Consider the following 18529-nt stretch of genomic DNA (forward strand, 5'->3'; position numbering starts at 1 on the left):
AATAATAACTAAAATAACAGCTCAACCAATTGCTTCGCTTCTTTTACATCGTGAACGCGGAGTAATTGTACACCTTTTGAAAGCAATAGGGTGTTTAGTGCAATCGTGCCTGTCAATGCTTCTTCTGCAGTAACACCCAGTTTTTTGTAAACCATTGATTTACGGGAAACCCCTCCTAATATAGGCAAACCAAAATAGTGCAACTCATCTACCCGATGTAAAAGTTCATGGTTTTGTTCCACAGTCTTGGCGAACCCGAAACCCGGATCAATGATAATATCCTTAACACCTAAAGCACGTAACACAGAAATCTTTTCTCCCAATGCGGTCGCGACATCGATGACGACATCGTCGTAAACCGTTAAGGTCTGCATTGTTTCCGGTGTGCCACGCATGTGCATTAAGATGTATGGAACCTGTAACCGCGCTACTGTATCAAACATATTTTTATCAAGTGTACCTCCAGAAATGTCGTTGACAATATGCACACCCGCTTCTACGCAAGCCACGGCAACATCAGCACGAAAAGTATCAATAGATAAGATATGATCGGGATGCCTCCTCACCAACTCTCGGATAACAGGGATGGCTCTATTTATTTCCTCTTTGGGAGAGACTGGAGACGCACCCGGACGAGAAGAGTAGGCACCGATATCGATTATATCAGCTCCTTCCATAATAAGCTGTTCTGCTTGTACCAAAGCCTGTTCAGTACTATTATGTTTTCCGCCATCGTAAAAGGAATCTGGTGTTACATTCAAAATTCCCATAATTAGGGGTTTTTCGAATGTGATCAAACACCCTCCTGCGTTGATAGTTTGTGTAGATGTTGTTTGTAAATGCTTCATGGATGGATCTACTCAACTTTACTTTCGTAAAAACTCAAATTTGCCGCTTGGGTCTAGCTTCATTACAGTGGAAGACTTGCCGTCTCCTTTTTCATGCTGTCCGTACTCCACGATATAATCTACGCCAGCTTTAATCTGTTCGGAAATTTCGTCGAAACAAGCGGGAGAAGCGTCTCCGCTGATGTTTGCAGACGTAGATACGATCGGCTTACGAAAACGTTGCAATAATTGTTCGCAAAAAGGGTGGCGTACGATACGGATGCCGATACTGCCATCAGAGGCTATAACATTCGATGCTAAATTTTTGGCATTCGAATATACTATGGTTAAAGGTGTCTCTGTGTATTCAATCAAGTCGTAGGCAACCTCAGGGATATCATTGACATAACCAGCGAGTTGATTGTCGTTGTGTAGCAAGACAATCAAACTTTTATGTTGCTCACGTCCTTTCAAAGCAAAGACTTTTTCTACAGCTTCTGCATTAGTGGCATCGCATCCGATGCCCCAAATAGTATCCGTAGGATAAAGAATAAGCCCTCCGTTTTTCAACGTTTCGAGGGCTTTGTTTAAATCTTCTCTATGTACAGTAGCATCTTCCATTAAACAGCTACATTATGGTCGCGTAGTGCGTCATTCAAAGAGGTCTTCTTGTCTGTCGACTCTTTACGCTGACCGATGATCAACGCACAAGGTACTTGGTATTCGCCAGCGGCAAACTTCTTGGTATAAGAACCTGGAATAACAACCGAGCGTGCCGGAACGCGACCTTTGTATTCGACTGGTTCTGGTCCAGATACATCAATAATTTTTGTTGATGCCGTCAATACCACGTTTGCTCCTAAAACAGCTTCCGTTTCCACATGTACACCCTCTACAACAATCGCCCGAGATCCTACAAACACATTGTCCTCGATGATAACAGGTGCTGCTTGTACAGGTTCCAAGACACCACCGATACCCACACCACCACTTAGATGGACATTTTTTCCAATCTGCGCACACGAACCTACAGTAGCCCAAGTATCCACCATTGTTCCTTCATCTACATACGCACCAATGTTTACATAAGAAGGCATCATGATGACACCTTTCGACAGATAAGCGCCGTAACGTGCACTTGCTCCAGGAACAACACGTACTCCTAGTGTTTTGTAATTGGTCTTTAGCTCCATTTTATCATGATAAACGAAGGGTTTGTTGTTTATTTCTTTCATTTCTTGGATAGGGAAATAAAGGATAACAGCTTTTTTGACCCAATCGTTTACATGCCAACGGCTACCAATAGGTTCAGCCACGCGTATTTCGCCCTTATCGAGTTTGTCAATCACGACTTTGACAGCCTCGTAATGCTCTTTATATTCTAATAATTGCCTGTTTTCCCAAGCATCTTCTATTAATTTTTGCAATTTGTGTAAGTCCATTTTTAATTATAATGTTATAAAATGAAAAGGTTGACTACAAACTTAAAAAAATTCCTTAAGTTAAAGAAGGAACAATGCAATGTCGAAAATCCGAAGGACGAGCTTTATGGATTCGTGTTTATTTTGGCATCCATGAACTCGCTTCGCTCGGTTTTGCTTCTTTTTCGCGGGGAAAAAGAAGATAAAAACCTTATTTTTGCTGTATGGCAGAAACGGAAAAACTACGAATAGATAAATACTTGTGGGCAATTCGGATATTCAAGACAAGAAGCTTGGCCACTGAAGCTTGTAAAGCGGGACGGGTGAAGCTGAACGGACAGAATATAAAGCCCTCCTATATGGTGAAAATAGGAGAAACATATTCGATTCAAAAGGGCATCGAGCGTAAGGTAATCCACGTGACGGGATTATTGGAACGCAGGGTAGATGCCAAAACAGCTGTTCAGTCTTATGAAGACCAAACACCGGTAGAGGATACCTATGCGTTTAAATCTACATTCCACGCTCCCGTATTAAAACGTGACCGTGGTACGGGAAGGCCCACTAAAAAAGACCGTCGCGAGATTGATGATTTGCAATCGGATTGGCTAGAAGATTAAGGAATATTATAGTGACTCATATACCTTACAATGCTATTTGCCCGTCGGTTGACATAAGTTGACGGGCGCTTGGCATCCCATTTTTGAGGACTGGGTAGAATGGCAATAATCAATGCGGCTTCTTTTCTTGTCAAACTTTTAGCAGATTTATGAAAATAATAGTGTGCCGCTGCTTCTGCTCCATATACGCCTTGTCCCATTTCAATGACATTCAGGTATACCTCTAAAATGCGCTTTTTGCTCCAGAAAGCTTCTATCAGCACCGTGAAATAAGCTTCCAAACCTTTCCTTAACCAGGAACGCTGCGGCCATAGAAACACATTTTTGGCAACTTGCTGGCTGATGGTACTGCCTCCTCGTAATGATTTGCCGGTTTGATTTCTTTCCATCGCTTTCTGAATGGCTTTTGTGTCGAAGCCGCTGTGCGTTAGGAAATAGGCGTCCTCGCCTGCAATAGCAGCGCGCTTGAGGTTGTCCGATATATCTTCGTAATCGAGCCATTGCTTGTCTATTTTCCATTCTTTTCCGATGGCTTTTCGCTCAAAAGCCCGTTTGAGCTGGAGATAGGTGAGGGGAGGATTGATAAAAGTAAGTAATAATACCCAAGTGATAGTCAGCCCAAAAAAAACAATGATAAGACGGATCGACCATTTTTTGATCGTTGTGCGCCACGTCTTACTGGGTGTTTTTTTCTTGATGTTTTTTTTCTTGGAAGCCCGTTTGATTGCCATTTTTTTCTGGTTCGATAAGCAAAACTAGAAGATTTTTTCCAAAAAATCATTCACCTTGCCAAATCACATCATTTCCCTTATTTTTACGGTTCATTAAAAATCATAAAACCATTGGCAAAGGCGAAGAAGCAAACACCTTTAATGCAGCAATATAACACGATCAAGGCGAAATATCCTGGTGCATTATTGCTGTTTCGAGTAGGCGATTTTTACGAAACTTTCGGTGAAGACGCTGTCAAAGCAGCGGGAATCTTGGGTATTGTATTGACCAAGAGAGGAAATGGAACGGAATCGGAAACAGCATTAGCTGGCTTTCCTCACCATTCTCTGGAAACCTATTTGCCGAAGTTGGTACGCGCGGGACAGCGCGTTGCAATTTGTGACCAACTAGAAGATCCCAAACAAACCAAGACCATTGTCAAACGTGGCGTTACGGAACTTGTAACACCGGGAGTTTCTTATAATGACAACATTGTCCAGCAGAAAGCCAACAATTATCTGGCGTCGATTTTTAATGAAAGGGGGCAATATGGCGTGGCTTTTCTCGATATATCTACCGGAGAGTTTTTGGTAACACAAGGAAATGCCAATTATGTAGATAAATTGTTGCAGGGTTTTAAGCCAACAGAAATTATCCTACCCAAAAAACAATACAAAGACTTTTTGGAACAGTTTGGTAGCCAATACTACACGTATACATTAGATGAATGGCCCTACACGGGGGATTACGCGACGGAGACTTTATTGAAGCATTTTGAGGTTAAATCTATGAAAGGTTTCGGTATTGAGCGGATGCCGTTGAGTATCTTGTCCGCCGGTGTTGCTCTACATTATCTCAACGAAACAGAACACCGCAATCTGCAACACATATCGAATATTTCCCGTATAGAGGAAGATCACTATATGTGGCTGGATCGTTTTACGATACGTAATTTAGAACTTATCGGTTCTGCGAATGAAAATGCCGCAACACTCGTTGACATACTCGACGAAACGGCTTCACCCATGGGGGCTCGTCTGTTGAAACGTTGGATGGTCATGCCGTTGAAAGACTTGAAATCTATAAACGAACGACTGAACGTCGTGGAGTATTTTTATCGCAACCGCGAACTACGGGACGTACTGATAAAGGAAATCAAACAGGTCGGTGATCTGGAACGTTTGATTTCCAAAATTGGTTTACAAAAAGCGAATCCTCGCGAAATTACACAGTTGAAGCGGGCCTTATACGTTGTAGAGAAATTGAAAGCCTTGACGGATCAGGAGACATCGGAAGCTTTACGTGTTATTTCGGAGCAGTTGAACATCTGCCAGATTATCCGTGATAAAATGGAACAAACCCTGCAAGTGGAACCTCCAGTGGCGCTTAACAAAGGAAATGTGATTGCCGACGGTGTGGATGAGGAACTGGACAAGTTACGTAAGGTAGCTTTTGGTGGAAAAGATTATCTACTAGAAATTCAACGTCGGGAGTCGGAAGCGACTGGTATACCGTCTTTGAAAATAGCGTTCAATAATGTGTTTGGTTACTATTTGGAGGTGACGAATACACACAAAGATAAGGTGCCAACATCTTGGGTTCGTAAACAAACGTTGGTAAATGCCGAACGTTATATCACGGAAGAGTTAAAAGAATATGAAGAGCAGATATTAGGAGCGGAGGAAAAAATACAGACTATTGAAAACAGTATTTACGCAGAACTCCTGCTTGATATTGCTGCCTATATCAAACCTATTCAGCTGAATGCACAATTGATAGCGAAGTTGGACGTGTTGCTGAACTTTGCATTGATCGCCGAGAAGAATTATTATGTGAAGCCTCAACTCAGTGAAGGAAAAGTGCTTGACATTAAGGGAGGTAGGCATCCCGTTATTGAAAAATATCTGCCAATAGGCGAAGATTATATTACGAACGATACGTTATTGGATCCAGAAACCCAACAAATCATTATCATTACCGGACCCAATATGGCAGGTAAATCGGCTTTGTTGCGTCAGACGGGACTCATTGTGCTAATGGCACAGATTGGTTGTTTTGTACCTGCGAAGGAAGCGTCCATCGGTTTGGTGGATAAAATCTTTACACGGGTCGGTGCTTCGGACAATCTTTCCTCCGGAGAATCTACGTTCATGGTAGAAATGAATGAAACCGCCAGCATTATGAATAACCTGTCCGACAGATCGTTGATATTGTTGGATGAAATTGGACGGGGAACAAGCACCTATGATGGTATATCTATCGCATGGGCCATTGCGGAGTTTCTTCATAATCATTCTTTTGCACGCGCCAAGACACTTTTTGCAACGCATTACCACGAACTCAATGAACTCACTAATTCGATGTCGCGTATCAAAAATTTCAATGTGACGGTCAAGGAGATGAATAATAAGGTGATTTTCTTGCGGAAACTTGTTCCGGGAGGATCAGAACATAGCTTTGGTATCCACGTAGCTAAATTAGCGGGAATGCCGCCGAAATTAATCGGACGGGCTAACGAAATTTTGAAACGGTTGGAGCAAGAACGTACGGGAGGTGAGCAGATTAAAGATAGCATGCGTAAAATGCAAAAACAAGCCTATCAACTTCAGATGTTTGCTATTGACGATCCTATTTTGGAAAAAATAAGGGATATGCTGAATAATCTGGATGTAAATACGCTGACACCGGTAGAAGCACTTATGAAGCTGGATGAGATACAGCGGTTATTAAAGAATTAATCTTCAACTTTTTTCCCGTAAAAAAGTTGGCAAAAACCTCGCCGCTTCGAATGTTTTACATTTGGAATAGTACTAAGAATGAGTTTGTACAGTTGTAAAACATTCGAATGCGGCATTTTAATGTTAAGGAAGGGGTGGTGCAATCTCGTATAGCGCGTTATTTTCTTTGTGCAATAAGCATAGGATGGAGAAGGGGGGAGTGCGACCGTAGAATATTGAAGTTTTGTCTAGAATCTGAAAAACAATTGCAAACTGCCGTAGTTGGGCTGTATCGATGTAATAAGATTATTATCCCAATTATAGGGGACGAAATGATAAGCTGCTTCCAATCCAATATAGGTTTTTCCAGCAAAATGGCGCATAGCGGCTAGCGCCAAGGTACTGCGCATCGTATTGATATAGAAATGACGCACAGATCGTGTTTCGTAATAGTCATAACCATCATCGTAGTAGCCTTCATTGACTTCTGAAAGCCCTGTCGTTGCCATTTCCCAGAATAGACCCGCTTTTGGGGCTACAATAAATTTATCGTTGTCGAAAACCTTATAAGCCACTGTACCGCCGATGCCAAGACTTGCCATTGATCGAATGACTTCTACCTCATCGTATAACCTATATTCTACCTCCCTGTCGTTGCTGTTGATGCGTACCTTTACTCCTGCCTCAAACAGGAAAGGGTCGGAGAGCCTGGAAGAAAAGAATACCCCTAACGTTGTACTTGTTTTAAATACAGGGTCGGAGCCAGTTAACGGAAATTCAGCACCCGCATAAACATTCACACCATGTCGATATTTACCGTAATAGCCGTCAGATGTCGACCTTGATTTATTCTTACTTGATGTTTGAGGTGTCGTTCCACTGTGTACCTGATAAAATTCATCAATATGATCAGCAAATAACAGTGTGATTTTTTCTTCCTGTTCGGTCAGGTTATAAGATGGTGAGTTCAGTAGTGCTATTGCTTTTATTTTAATGAGCGAATCAATCGAATGTCTTAGAGGAACAAAATCAAAATCAGCCTTGTTGTTTTGATAAATTTGTGCATACTTTTCTTCGACAGAATAGTCCCAGCGCATCACCAATACCTCTTGATAATTTTTTGCTAAATAATCAGCAATAATGTCTCCGGTCGTTTTTTTCTCGATCAATAAACGGAGAATACGGACACGCTGTATAAACTCATTTTCACCGCAGCCGCTCTGAATCGTATTTAAAACAGGATCTAGGTTTTCAAAATCATTTTTGCGGAAAATGTCAACCAATTTGTCCAAGGCTACTTTTGTTACTTGTTCGCAATTCTGCCATCTTCTAGATATATGGTGTTCTTCCCCATAACTATAAATGGGAAAGGAAGCAAGCTGCATAAACAGAAGAAATGTTAAAAATTTAGCCATGGTGTAACAAATCGCAAACCAAAGTAAGGAAATTTTACTTTTTTCCCTCAAAAAAGTAACAAAAAAATCGTCGCTTTGGATATTTGAGAGGATTTGTAGTGCAAAGAGGATAGTTCTACAAACCTCAAATATCCATATGCGACCTTAAAGGTTAAAGGAAAGATTGTGCAATTGTACTGTCTCTCCCTTAACATTAGAACGGCCGCATCCGAATGTTTTACAACTGTACAAACTAATTCTTAGTACTATCCCAAATGTAAAATATTCGAAGCGGCGATTTTATGAACAAGTGTTTGTTTTGGTGTTCATGAGCTCCTTTCAGTCGGTTTGCGCTCCTTTTTCTAAAAAAGGAGCAGAAGAAAAGGTACTTTTGCAGTATGCGTTCAGTTTTTCGTTTTAAACAGTTTGAGGTAGATCAAGGCAATTGTGCGATGAAAATTAATACGGATGGTGTACTGTTGGGTAGCTCAACGTATTTTCCCGACGCGAGACGTATATTGGATATCGGAACGGGTACGGGTGTTATTGCATTGATGCTCGCGCAAAGTCATCCCCATGCCTTTATCGATGCTGTCGAAATTGAAGAGGATGCTTATCAGCAAGCCAATATTAATTTTCAAAAATCAGATTTTGCGGAACGTCTGCAGGTGTTTCTAGGCTCATTTGTGGATCTTCAACCGGAATTAGCTTATGATTTGATCGTATCGAATCCACCATTTTATACCAATTCACTTCATAATCCCGATACACGAAAACGTCTAGCAAAACATACGGACATGTTATTTTTTGAAAAACTGTTGTCTTTTGTATCGCGCTACTTAACAGATAACGGGCAATTTAAGCTGATCATTCCGTCTGCGTTGGCAGACGAAGCGATTGCTCCGATTCTTTCCGATTACAAGCTGTATATACAACATGAAACGACTATATCTTCTTTTTCGGGGGAAATCCCGATTAGGAAAGTATGGGGGATTGGAAAGAAGGCACGACCTCTAGAAACGCAGGATTTTCATATTTATGCAGATAGAGGAATTTATTCCGACCACTATAAAACGTTATTGAAACCTTATTTTTTAGCGTTCTGACATGAGAAAAATTGGACTTATATCGGATACCCATGGTTTTCTTGATGATGCTGTTTTCAAATATTTCGATCAGTGTGACGAGATATGGCATGCGGGTGATTTCGGGTCTGTCGCTATAGCAGATACGTTAGCGGCTTTTAAGCCTTTTAAGGGCGTATGGGGTAATATCGATGGAAAAGATGTACGTGTAGCATGTCCCGAGCATCAACGTTTTTATTGTGAAGAGGTAGATGTATGGATGACGCATATTGGAGGCTATCCAGGGCGTTACTCGGCGCAAGTGAAACCTGAGATCGTTCTTAATCCACCAAAGCTTTTTATCTGTGGACATTCCCATATCTTAAAAGTACAGTTTGATCCGAAACTGGGGTTACTGCATCTCAATCCGGGTGCCGCAGGTAAGCAAGGATGGCATAAGGTGCGTACGTTAATGCGTTTCGATATCAATGGTGATAAGATAGAAAACTTGGAAGTGATCGAATTGGGAATACGATAGGTCGCGAGTCCTACAGGCTATCTCGAACCTCGAGTAAGAACTTTTTTAACCGTTCCAACGAATCAATAACCCGCTGATTCTCTTTTACTTCATTTTTGTTGGATCGGATATAATCTCTTGCGCCTTGTAGGGTGTAGCCTTTATCTTTTACCAGATTGAAGATAATTTTGAGGTTGGCGATGTCCTCTTGTGTGAAAAGACGGTTCCCCTTTTTGTTCTTTTTCGGTTGTATAATATCGAACTCCCGTTCATAAAAACGTATCTGTGATGCATTTACACCGAACATAGCGGTTACCTCACCCATGGTATAGTATAACTTGTTTATTTCACGTTCTTTGTACGGCATATCTTCCGAGAATTTGTAACCTTAACAAACAAATATACAATCTAAGTTTGGATTTTAAAAAAGTTTCCCCCCAACCATTCTTCTTCTAAGGTAAATGAGATCAACCAATCTGCGTGGTCAGCGAAAATCATAACGTCGCCATGCCAGGGGTTGAATAGATCCTCGTGTTCGTGGTTGGAAAGTTCGGTAAGAGATAGTTGCAGTACAACCCCATAGTTTAGGTAATATACGTAGACTTGTTGATCCATTAGACCGAGTTCCTGTATTACTCGGTGTAATCCATTGCGGGCACCATCCGACGAGACGCCATGGTAATTTGCATACTCCGGTAAATCTGGTACATAGCGCAAAGGGTTAATAGACGGGAACCGATCGAATATGGTATTGATCAAATGTGCCAAATGGAACTTTTGCAGGTGATCCGGCTGGAATCCGTAAGCATCGTAGGGAGTTTGAGTTATAGTTTGTTCTACATGGACATGATATTCCGCAGGTACGTATGCGAGTCCGGCGATTTGGTAAGCGACCCCCTGCTGGCGTATACAATCGAATATCTCCTGCATAGGTTTTATATACTGGTCTATATACGCTTCTGCTTTTATCTTTACCTGTAGCTGTTGGCGTTTTTGCTCGAGTTGTATACGTTTGTCGTTGTTCATCGTTGTTCTTTTGTGTCGCTGGTTTATTTTATCTCCAATAACTCGGTATTGTTGATCCATAGCACGAGGTAGGGAGAAAGGTTATCATCCTTTTTTTTGACGATGATATAAAAAGGTTTATCTAGCATCATAGTTTTCGGTGTGAATGCAGCTCGAGGCAAACCATTCCTATCCACCTCCTTGTTCATTTCAGCCGCCAGTTTAGTACCTGTTTCGTTCAATAAAAAGGCTACTGACTGGTGTACACTTGCCAATGTCAACTGCTCCTCTCCATTTTGTAATATACTGCCAGATAGTTGTGGATACGCTCCTTGAACACCGAGTACTATCCGAGGGATGGCGACCCGGTCGTATGGAGTCCAGCTATAACGCCATAGACGATCCGGGACGGTCATGTCCGCACGGCCGTGCTGGATTTCGTCTTGTAGACCCGTATACATCGCCGCCAACGTAGTGTACTTTTTATCGGTTTTGTAGATTAAGACCTGTTGCTGCCGGTCTGTCGGTAACAGTCCGATAATAAAATGATTATCGTCGCGGTAGCGGTGGATTTCGATTTGCTTATGTAGATGGTCAAAGGAGTTTTCGCTCATACCAAATGCCTCCACTGGAATGCCACTAAATGTCGTGCCGGATGCCATGTGTTCAAAATACGGTTCAAAAAGGATGGTGGCATCCAATGTTGCGGTTATGGAGATCGTGTTTTCTTGGCGATGGACGGTTGCTTGAAATTGCTCAACATCTACGCCGTTTTTATCAACCGCGGCGTAGGCGAGCTGTTGTAGCGTGGGTGATTGCTCATCGGCACGGATGGTATTTCCAAGTTGTTCCTGTAAAGAGGACCACAGCAGAGGTAAGCTGGCATACACCGCATTTTTATCACAAGCCAGTGGTTGTTCCATTGTAGGGAGCCATATTGTCTTGGGATAACTTGCCGGAGGCAAGGTGGCGGGAAGTTGTTGAAGTTGGCCTTTTGTTGCGACACCGCAAGATATAATTAGAAAGCATAAGTAAAGAAAGAGAATAGGGCGTAAAATATACTGCAACATCATTTTTAAATTAACCTATACGGATTTCCAATCTCTCGAGACCAAGCTAAGCTACGCAAACATTTTTAACAAAAGAATACCCAATAATGGGTATTTTTTATGCTGATTATTCTATTTATTTTGGTGCCTATATACATTTTAAAGATAATATAACCGATGAGCAATATTAACCCTTTTCTGCGCACAGCACTTATTATGGCCTGCTGTACGACCTTGTGCTATCTATATACCGGCTGTATCGGATCCAAATACGGATCAAAAAAGAAGGCAGAACGTCATACCGCGGCACTCACCCCAGAAAAAGAAGTGATCACCTACGCGATGGTGATGGACTACGGTCCACAAGCCGCCTATTGGGCTGCGTTGGGCCGAGGTGAACCGGCGAGGGGATTGCTGCCGGGCACTGATAAATTAATTTCACTAGCTACCGATGGAATCCATAAACTCATCGAGAATGACAAGAAGAAGTACCAGGCTGACTACAGCTTTGCGCTCAACGATATGTATTTCTACGATAAGAATTCTACCAATGCGGTGTTTGATCCGATCGGTATGCAGTTCACCGGTTTTGAAGTAACCCGTACGTTTGCCAACGCCGAAGGCCAAACAGATACGGCTATGCATGCAGTGTTTGAACCCATTTTGGACAATCCTGAAGAAATTTATCAGAACGCGATTTTCCGCCTCAAGCTAAAGGAAATTAAGCTCAACTATGCCAAAGCAAAGGTTCCGTTCAATAACGGAAAGAAGCTGAATCTAGATTTTGAAATTAGTCTCTATACATCGTATGTGTCGCAGCAAGGTACGTTAAATGAACGAGTGAAACTGGGAACTTTTATCTATAGCCTCCGCGACGCACCGCTCGATAAATCAGATGATGGTTATGCTATATACTATGCTCGACATGCGGATAAGCCTTGTAAAGGACAAAGTTTTATCGTGCCACGCTCCTATAGTTATTACCTAGACGAAGCGGGCGAACCGGCGCACTTGTACAGCCGTGGTCTATATTCCATTGTCGTCAAAGTAAAGGAATCCTCCAAAGACGTTTTTGTGAATAAAATATTGATGGAAAATAGTGGTGTGCTCATTGATGCCGCAGGCAAGGGCATCAAATCGCTTCAATAACCCAGGTACGCTATGAAACAATTGTTTTTCTACTTAAGCTTGTTACTTGGAGTTGGGCTGCTATCGTTTAGTCAGGGAACGGCTCAAACTAAACGGGCATTGGTCATCGCCATTGGTGAGTATAAAGATCATGGTCCAGGCAAATCTTGGTCATCTATTTCCAGCGTTAACGATACGGCATATATCCTGCCTGCATTGCGCCGTCAGGGTTTCACCGGAGACGATACGCGGCTTCTACTAAACGAACAGGCTACAATGACGGGCATCCGATCGGCTTTTGACCACTTGGTTCGCGACGCCGGACCGGGCGATGTCGTAACCATCCATATTAGTGCCCATGGAGCCCAGATTGAAGATGACAACGGGGATGAAATCGATGGACTCGACGAGACCATTGTGAGCTATGGTGCACAACTGCCCCCGCGAACGGCTACTACTGATTTTGAAACGCTACAGCTGGATTATTTCCGTGATGATGAGTTTGGGGGATATATGCAGCAGCTGCGCGAGCGGCTTGACAGCGAGGGAGATATTGTGGTCTTCATGGACAATTGTCATTCGGGCAGCGGCACGCGTGGAACGGCCATTGTACGAGGCGGCGCGCCACCATTGCTGTCACCCAAATTTGATGCCGGTAGATATCGCTTGCAGGATGAAGGTGTGTTTCAGGAACCCGGTTCGAGGGGTGGCGGTGATAATCTCGCAAGCTATGTTGTTATTAGCGCCTCACGAGCGGAAGAGCTCAATTACGAGACCCGCGATGAGCAAGGCCGAGGTGTGGGGACACTTACCTTGGCTGTTAGTAAGGCCTTGGAGAACTTGGTTCCCGGAACGACCTACCGCAATTTCTACGCTCAGGTGCAGGCAACCGTCAATCAGCGGGCTGCCCGGCAGAATCCAGTGATTGAAGGTACCGGGTTGGATCGCGAACTGTTTGGGGGCGATCTTGTACAGCAGACATCCTATTTCGAGGTGAGCCGTATTGCACCCTCGGGTACCGATATCGAGATTCGTGCCGGACTGCTAAACGGGCTTGCCGATAGTGCGGTGGTAGCCATTTACCCTAGCGGTACGACCTCTATGGAGGCCGGTAAACCTATTGCCGAGGGATTGGTGACGCGTGCCAGTAATTTCTCGGCGACCGTAAAGCTAGACGCACCTTTGGGACTTAGACATTCCGAGCGAGCGAAAGCGTGGGTTTTCCTTAAAAGTAAAACCAGTAAATTGTCGCCCGTTGTACTGGCTTTTGCAGATCCGAATCCTACGCGAGGGGGGATATCGAACCACCTTTCCGCGGCTGAAATCGAAACCTACCGCGCTGCGCTAGCAGATATGCCGATTGTTTCTTTTGAAGGTCCGCCGGATCTGGCTTTAGTGCGCGGCCAATATGGACCTGTATTGAAGATGGCTGGCGATGGACAGGATTTTGTGGAAGTAGCGGATGAATACGATCTTCAGGAACGGATCCGGGATTTTACACGTTATCAATTTTTGCGATCCCTGTATGATGGCGATAATGGCATGTTAGACATACAGCTGATCCCAGTAGTCAATGGTCGTCCGGATACCACGGCTATTCCAGCCTATATGGATCTTGGACAATATGCATTTGCCCCAGGGGATGAGTTTGTGCTGCGGATTAAAAATAAGACCCGCTGGCCCGTATACGTCAATGTGTTGGATCTCCAACCTAATGGGGTGATTAATGCTATTTTTCCAAATACGCAGGTTCACCCACCTATTACACCGGAAGAACTCCGCATTGAAGGCTACGGTGAACGGTTATTCGATCAGTTTCCTATTGCAATCGGTCCACCATATGGCATCGAAACATTCTTGTTTTTTGCTTCACGTGAATTGATTAATCTGGAGCAGGTAGCGACACCAAAATCGGTACGAAACGGCGCAAGGGGCGTACTTACCGATTTGGAATCGTTAGTTTCGACTGCCTTCGATGAGGAGATGACCAGCCGAGGAGGCACCAGTAGCAGCAAAGCCGCTACATCAGATGGTAGCATCTCCTCCGTGGTGTTCAAGATCGTGGAAAAAAGATGATGAACAAATTCCTGTTATTCCGGTTAATCGCCGTACTGACCTTTGTAGGTCTTCTCTTCGATGGTCACGCGCAAGTGCGACAGTCCCGCTTCGCGCCGGCGTTGGGCAATACACAGCAAATAACAGCATCCTATTTCGACCGGGATTCGGCGATGCTTTTTGCTTATGATGCCTCGGGTACCGTGGTCGTATGGGATACGGATAATATGCGTCCTATACGTAGTTTCCCGACAGTTCCTATGGATATCTGGAATCCAATCGTCCAGCCAACGGCGACTTCGTTCTACCAGTCCAATATCGATATCCACGTCAACCGGAACAAATTCTGGGTTATGCGGACGGATTCTTTTGATAACGGCAAAAATGGCGTATATGATGTTTACGGTCGCGTGTCGGGTACGCATTTCTACCAGTCGGACACGACCGTGACCACAGAGCGTATACATTTATTGCGAAAGGACAATGGCTTAGCGCTAATACGTAGCGGCAAAAAGCCATTCTATGAAAATGGAGGTGTATTTTGGGGCGCTTTAGCTGTCTATATCGACGATAGCGCCCGCACGGTCAATCTAAAACAGCCGGGAGCGGTCTGCCTCCGGCTCTCCCCCGATGAAAGCAAGATTGCTATTGGATATGAGTGGGGCGGGGTAGAGGTGTTTGATATGCAAAACCTCAAATGTATATTCCGCTCGGAACGACCCGCGGAGTATGTAGCGCGGGAGGTCAACGATATCTTGTTTCTACCCAACGATCGGGGTATCGTCTATACATATAAATACAGTTCACCATATGCGGTATTTGTGCACAAATTCATAGATACGTCCCCATATTCGCAAGCTGTACAGCTGAGTGGTGAATTCGCTGCAGGGAAACTTGCCGCGGCCTTGTCGCCTTCCGGCCGTTATTTGGCAATAGCTGGTCGTTCTACGCTTGATATTTATGATTTGGAAACCGAGACAAAAGTCTTTACACAATCTACCAGCTACGGAAACCTCGGGCTCGATATCGCGAATGGTCTGCACTTTCTCAACGACGACATTCTATTATTGGCAGGAAAGGCTCAGGAAGAAAATATCTACCAGTGGTATATGCAAAACACCGGAGCCGGACTGTATAAATTCGATTGGAAAGCAGGGATCAGATCAGCGAATTATGCTAGGGACAATGCGCGAATGGGCGCGCTGCTTGGAGGTACCCTTAGTGCCGTGGGCGACTATAGTTTCCGTATCCACGATTTTTCTGGCGGATACATCAGTAGTTGGTCACATGTGATGACACCGAGTAGGTTGGAAAACCGATTCCTGCATTATGGTACAGGGCTATCTATGGAGGTAAGCGATTTTTTGAATCGTAACCAGTTGCCCCAAAGATCGTTCAACGATACGTTGCAGGCAGGACAGCAAAGATACGGACTGCTTATTGACGATGCTTTGCCCGAAACAAGTTGGTTGGCGACCGCGTTGGTTGGCGATAGTGCCGCACTGCTTCGGATTGACAGTACCCAAACGGGTTTTGAGGGCTTTATTTCCTTTAAACATCTGCATGGATATGAACTTAAACGAATCCACTCGGGGCGACAGTTCCTGATTTGGCAGAAAACGACTCACGTACGGAGCAATATGTTTACCCAGCAACTTGCGGTGAGTAACATGGACGGTAGGGTCTTGCTGGCCGATTCAATACAGTTTTTTGCGGAATCGCCTTATCTGTTTTCGAAAGATGGTGCGTGGTTGGCCTATAGACGCAGCAACGCTGAAATAGTATATGTGTCTACCGACCGCTTTGACGATAAGCATGTTCTGCAAACCGGACTGGACGCGTCGTATTATATGCCCAATCGGCTTCAGTTTGACAGCGCTTCCGCCCGATTTGCGTTTCAGCAGTACAATCCCGATGGACTGCAGACGTTTACGCTGGCTCAAGTGGTATTAAACAGCCATGCTACAGATACCTTGGCGACAATCCCTATACGGCCTCTTGTCTTTGCATTAACAACAGACTTTAAGCATTTGGCGTTGTCTTACTCCTTCAATGTGGTGAATGAGGAGTTAGTGGGCGACAGTACACGTTTAGCGCGCGCAGTGTCATTCGGCATGCGCAATGAATATCAACCTACTATCCTGCTTATGGATGTAGGGACGGATAATTATCGCGCTATCCCTACGCGTGGTGGCTATCCGGCAACACAGCTGCTGGTCGACGACCGACGGATTACTGCGTTACAGCAAGACGGATTGCTTTATTATTATGATCTGGGCGATACCAATAAAGTAGTGTCTCATCAATTGGAAGGTGTTTCACAAAGTTTCTTTACCGATTCCTGCTATTTCGCCACGGAAGAGTTGGTGCCGCAGATTAACTTCCTATCAGCCTTCGACTACCATCCCGTAGGTCGGCAGGATGTATATTACAATAGACCGCATACCTTTTTACGGCTATTTGGCGACGATCGTAGTGTGACCGCTGCGCTTTATGAAAAAGCTTACGAGAAGCGGTTACGGCAATATGACTACGACTTCAGCGACGCTGCTGTCAATAGCGTTCCACCGCGTATTCGGATAGAACCAGCTATTGGTATTGGATTCCACACGCACGCCGACCAGTTGGAGATTCCGGTGTATTTGGACGGAGGATCGCCGATTGAACACCTTTTTGTTACCGTCAATGGGTATGCTATTCACGGTAAAGCAGGTCTGACAGTTGCGCACCGTACACGTGAGCTCAGGGTAAAGGTTCCGCTGGATTCGGGGCATAACCACATTCAACTGCAGGCAGTCAGTGCAGATCATCGCTACGCCCCGCCTGTCAATTTGCAATATCGTGCGGATTTTACGCAAGTTAAGAAACCCAGAACATTGTGGTTACTCGCTGCGGGTGTATCCGACTATCAGGACACTACTCAACGACTCCAATTTGCCGCGAAGGATGCCCAAGATATGACGCGCGTGTTCACCTATAAAGAAAACTACGACACGGTGGTTGTCCGCACACTTCTCAACGAGCAGGTACAGCGTGATGCACTGCTTAAAGAAATACAGATGGCGTCCACTCTTGGTAAAGACGACGTCTTCATTCTATATCTTGCTGGTCATGGCTTGTTGGATGATGACGCTAACTTCCACTATGCCACGTACAATATGGATTTTGACAGGCCTGCCGCATATGGTCTAGCTTACGAAACGCTTATGTCGACACTGGAACAATTATCCGTGCGTAACAAGCTGTTGCTGTTGGATGCCTGCCATAGTGGACTGGTGGATCGTAGTACGGTCAGCATCGGCCGTGCCGACGCTGTTACCTCTGAGGGGACAGTCAGTGTTCAGGGAGCCCGAGGTGGGGGTGTCAGAAACACGAATACAACGGTTCGTCTACGGGAGCAGGATGTGTTCTTATTTATGCAACAAACGTTTTCGTCTTTGGCGTATGATAACCATGTGAGTGTACTTTCGGCCGCTTTGGGCAACAACTTGGCATTGGAAAACAACCGTCTACAGAACGGACTTTTTACTTATGCGCTCATCAAAGGGCTCGGTTTGGCGAAGGCGACTGATCGCTATAATGTTCAGGGCGATTTGATGACCATAGCGATGGATGACAGTACGGCCAAACGGGAGTACGGTGAATCTTCTACCGTAACGGTGCCCCAGCTTCAGCATTATATACAGCGGGAAGTGCAACGCCTGAGCCGTGGATATCAGGTGCCGAGTTTCACACTTAGTCGTAATGCCGAAAATATCTGGTTTTCTGAGAGTTCCTTTCCACGATACCTATATACCTTCAGTTATCAACCATTGGAAGGTGAGTCAAAATTAAGCGACGAAGAGAAATATAAATTGTTTTTAGACCGGTATAAAGAATTCAGAAAGTAACAACTTAGGAATAACTACGTCAGAGGCATCGAAGAGATAGCCTTAGATAGCTATCGAAAAAATTAATACATTTCCTCTATAAAATAAGCCTTGAATGGCAGAGGAGCGAAATAGATTCATTTTATATACTG

Annotated in this window: 15 protein-coding genes; 7 read left to right on the plus strand and 8 right to left on the minus strand. The window is 44.3% G+C overall.

The features are described from left to right. Positions 1–8: 8 nt before the first annotated feature. From folP to G5B43_RS05420, 3 genes are all read right to left on the minus strand, one after another. On the minus strand, positions 9–770 hold the full coding sequence (folP, locus tag G5B43_RS05410) for a dihydropteroate synthase (protein WP_410528478.1): 762 nt from the start codon (positions 768–770) through the stop codon (positions 9–11). Between the two features lie 96 nt (positions 771–866). After that, complete coding sequence (locus G5B43_RS05415) at positions 867–1448, minus strand: L-threonylcarbamoyladenylate synthase (protein ID WP_165293691.1); 582 nt, start codon at positions 1446–1448, stop codon at positions 867–869. After that, positions 1448–2269, minus strand: coding sequence for a 2,3,4,5-tetrahydropyridine-2,6-dicarboxylate N-succinyltransferase (locus G5B43_RS05420; protein ID WP_165293692.1), 822 nt, complete (start codon positions 2267–2269; stop codon positions 1448–1450). The genes G5B43_RS05415 and G5B43_RS05420 overlap by 1 nt, the downstream gene beginning before the upstream one ends. Positions 2270–2472: 203 nt before the next feature. Here G5B43_RS05420 and G5B43_RS05425 point away from each other — a divergent pair, with 203 nt between their 5' ends. Further along, the gene (locus G5B43_RS05425; protein WP_165293693.1) at positions 2473–2868 is read left to right on the plus strand and encodes an RNA-binding S4 domain-containing protein; all 396 of its coding nucleotides are present in this window, start codon (positions 2473–2475) and stop codon (positions 2866–2868) included. Here the strand turns inward: G5B43_RS05425 and mtgA are convergent. After that, on the minus strand, positions 2865–3599 hold the full coding sequence (mtgA, locus tag G5B43_RS05430; RefSeq protein WP_165293694.1) for a monofunctional biosynthetic peptidoglycan transglycosylase: 735 nt from the start codon (positions 3597–3599) through the stop codon (positions 2865–2867). The genes G5B43_RS05425 and mtgA overlap by 4 nt on opposite strands. 141 nt (positions 3600–3740) lie before the next feature. Between mtgA and mutS the strand changes: the two genes are divergently transcribed. Next, a complete protein-coding gene (gene mutS, locus G5B43_RS05435) occupies positions 3741–6317 on the plus strand; it encodes a DNA mismatch repair protein MutS (protein WP_240904769.1) in 2577 nt (858 codons plus the stop codon). Between the two features lie 227 nt (positions 6318–6544). On the opposite strand, the gene G5B43_RS05440 is transcribed toward mutS, so the two are convergent. Continuing rightward, on the minus strand, positions 6545–7711 hold the full coding sequence (locus tag G5B43_RS05440) for a hypothetical protein (RefSeq protein ID WP_165293696.1): 1167 nt from the start codon (positions 7709–7711) through the stop codon (positions 6545–6547). Positions 7712–8088: 377 nt separating this feature from the next. Between G5B43_RS05440 and G5B43_RS05445 the strand changes: the two genes are divergently transcribed. Beyond that, positions 8089–8796: a tRNA1(Val) (adenine(37)-N6)-methyltransferase gene (locus G5B43_RS05445; RefSeq protein WP_165293697.1), complete on the plus strand. Its 708-nt coding sequence runs from the start codon at positions 8089–8091 to the stop codon at positions 8794–8796. Position 8797: 1 nt separating this feature from the next. Then, positions 8798–9292: a metallophosphoesterase family protein gene (locus G5B43_RS05450; RefSeq protein ID WP_165293698.1), complete on the plus strand. Its 495-nt coding sequence runs from the start codon at positions 8798–8800 to the stop codon at positions 9290–9292. Between the two features lie 10 nt (positions 9293–9302). On the opposite strand, the gene G5B43_RS05455 is transcribed toward G5B43_RS05450, so the two are convergent. From G5B43_RS05455 to G5B43_RS05465, 3 genes are read right to left on the minus strand one after another with little or no spacing between them, the layout of a single operon-like run. Then, on the minus strand, positions 9303–9638 hold the full coding sequence (locus tag G5B43_RS05455) for a MerR family transcriptional regulator (protein ID WP_165293699.1): 336 nt from the start codon (positions 9636–9638) through the stop codon (positions 9303–9305). A 41-nt stretch (positions 9639–9679) separates the two neighbouring features. Then, positions 9680–10297, minus strand: a complete 618-nt coding sequence (locus G5B43_RS05460; protein ID WP_165293700.1) for a hypothetical protein — start codon at positions 10295–10297, stop codon at positions 9680–9682. A 23-nt stretch (positions 10298–10320) separates the two neighbouring features. Then, a complete protein-coding gene (locus tag G5B43_RS05465) occupies positions 10321–11199 on the minus strand; it encodes a hypothetical protein (protein ID WP_165293701.1) in 879 nt (292 codons plus the stop codon). A gap of 303 nt (positions 11200–11502) precedes the next feature. Here G5B43_RS05465 and G5B43_RS05470 point away from each other — a divergent pair, with 303 nt between their 5' ends. Genes G5B43_RS05470 through G5B43_RS05480 form a run of 3 tightly spaced genes read left to right on the plus strand, consistent with a single transcriptional unit; the run spans position 11503 to position 18398 of the window. Beyond that, on the plus strand, positions 11503–12474 hold the full coding sequence (locus G5B43_RS05470) for a hypothetical protein (protein WP_165293702.1): 972 nt from the start codon (positions 11503–11505) through the stop codon (positions 12472–12474). Positions 12475–12486: 12 nt separating this feature from the next. Continuing rightward, positions 12487–14529, plus strand: a complete 2043-nt coding sequence (locus G5B43_RS05475) for a caspase family protein (protein WP_165293703.1) — start codon at positions 12487–12489, stop codon at positions 14527–14529. Continuing rightward, a complete protein-coding gene (locus G5B43_RS05480; protein ID WP_165293704.1) occupies positions 14526–18398 on the plus strand; it encodes a caspase family protein in 3873 nt (1290 codons plus the stop codon). Before G5B43_RS05475 ends, G5B43_RS05480 begins: the two co-directional genes overlap by 4 nt. Positions 18399–18529: the final 131 nt, after the last annotated feature.

Origin of the sequence: Sphingobacterium sp. SGR-19, from assembly GCF_011043555.1 — a bacterium.
Classification (GTDB): Bacteria; Bacteroidota; Bacteroidia; order Sphingobacteriales; family Sphingobacteriaceae; genus Sphingobacterium.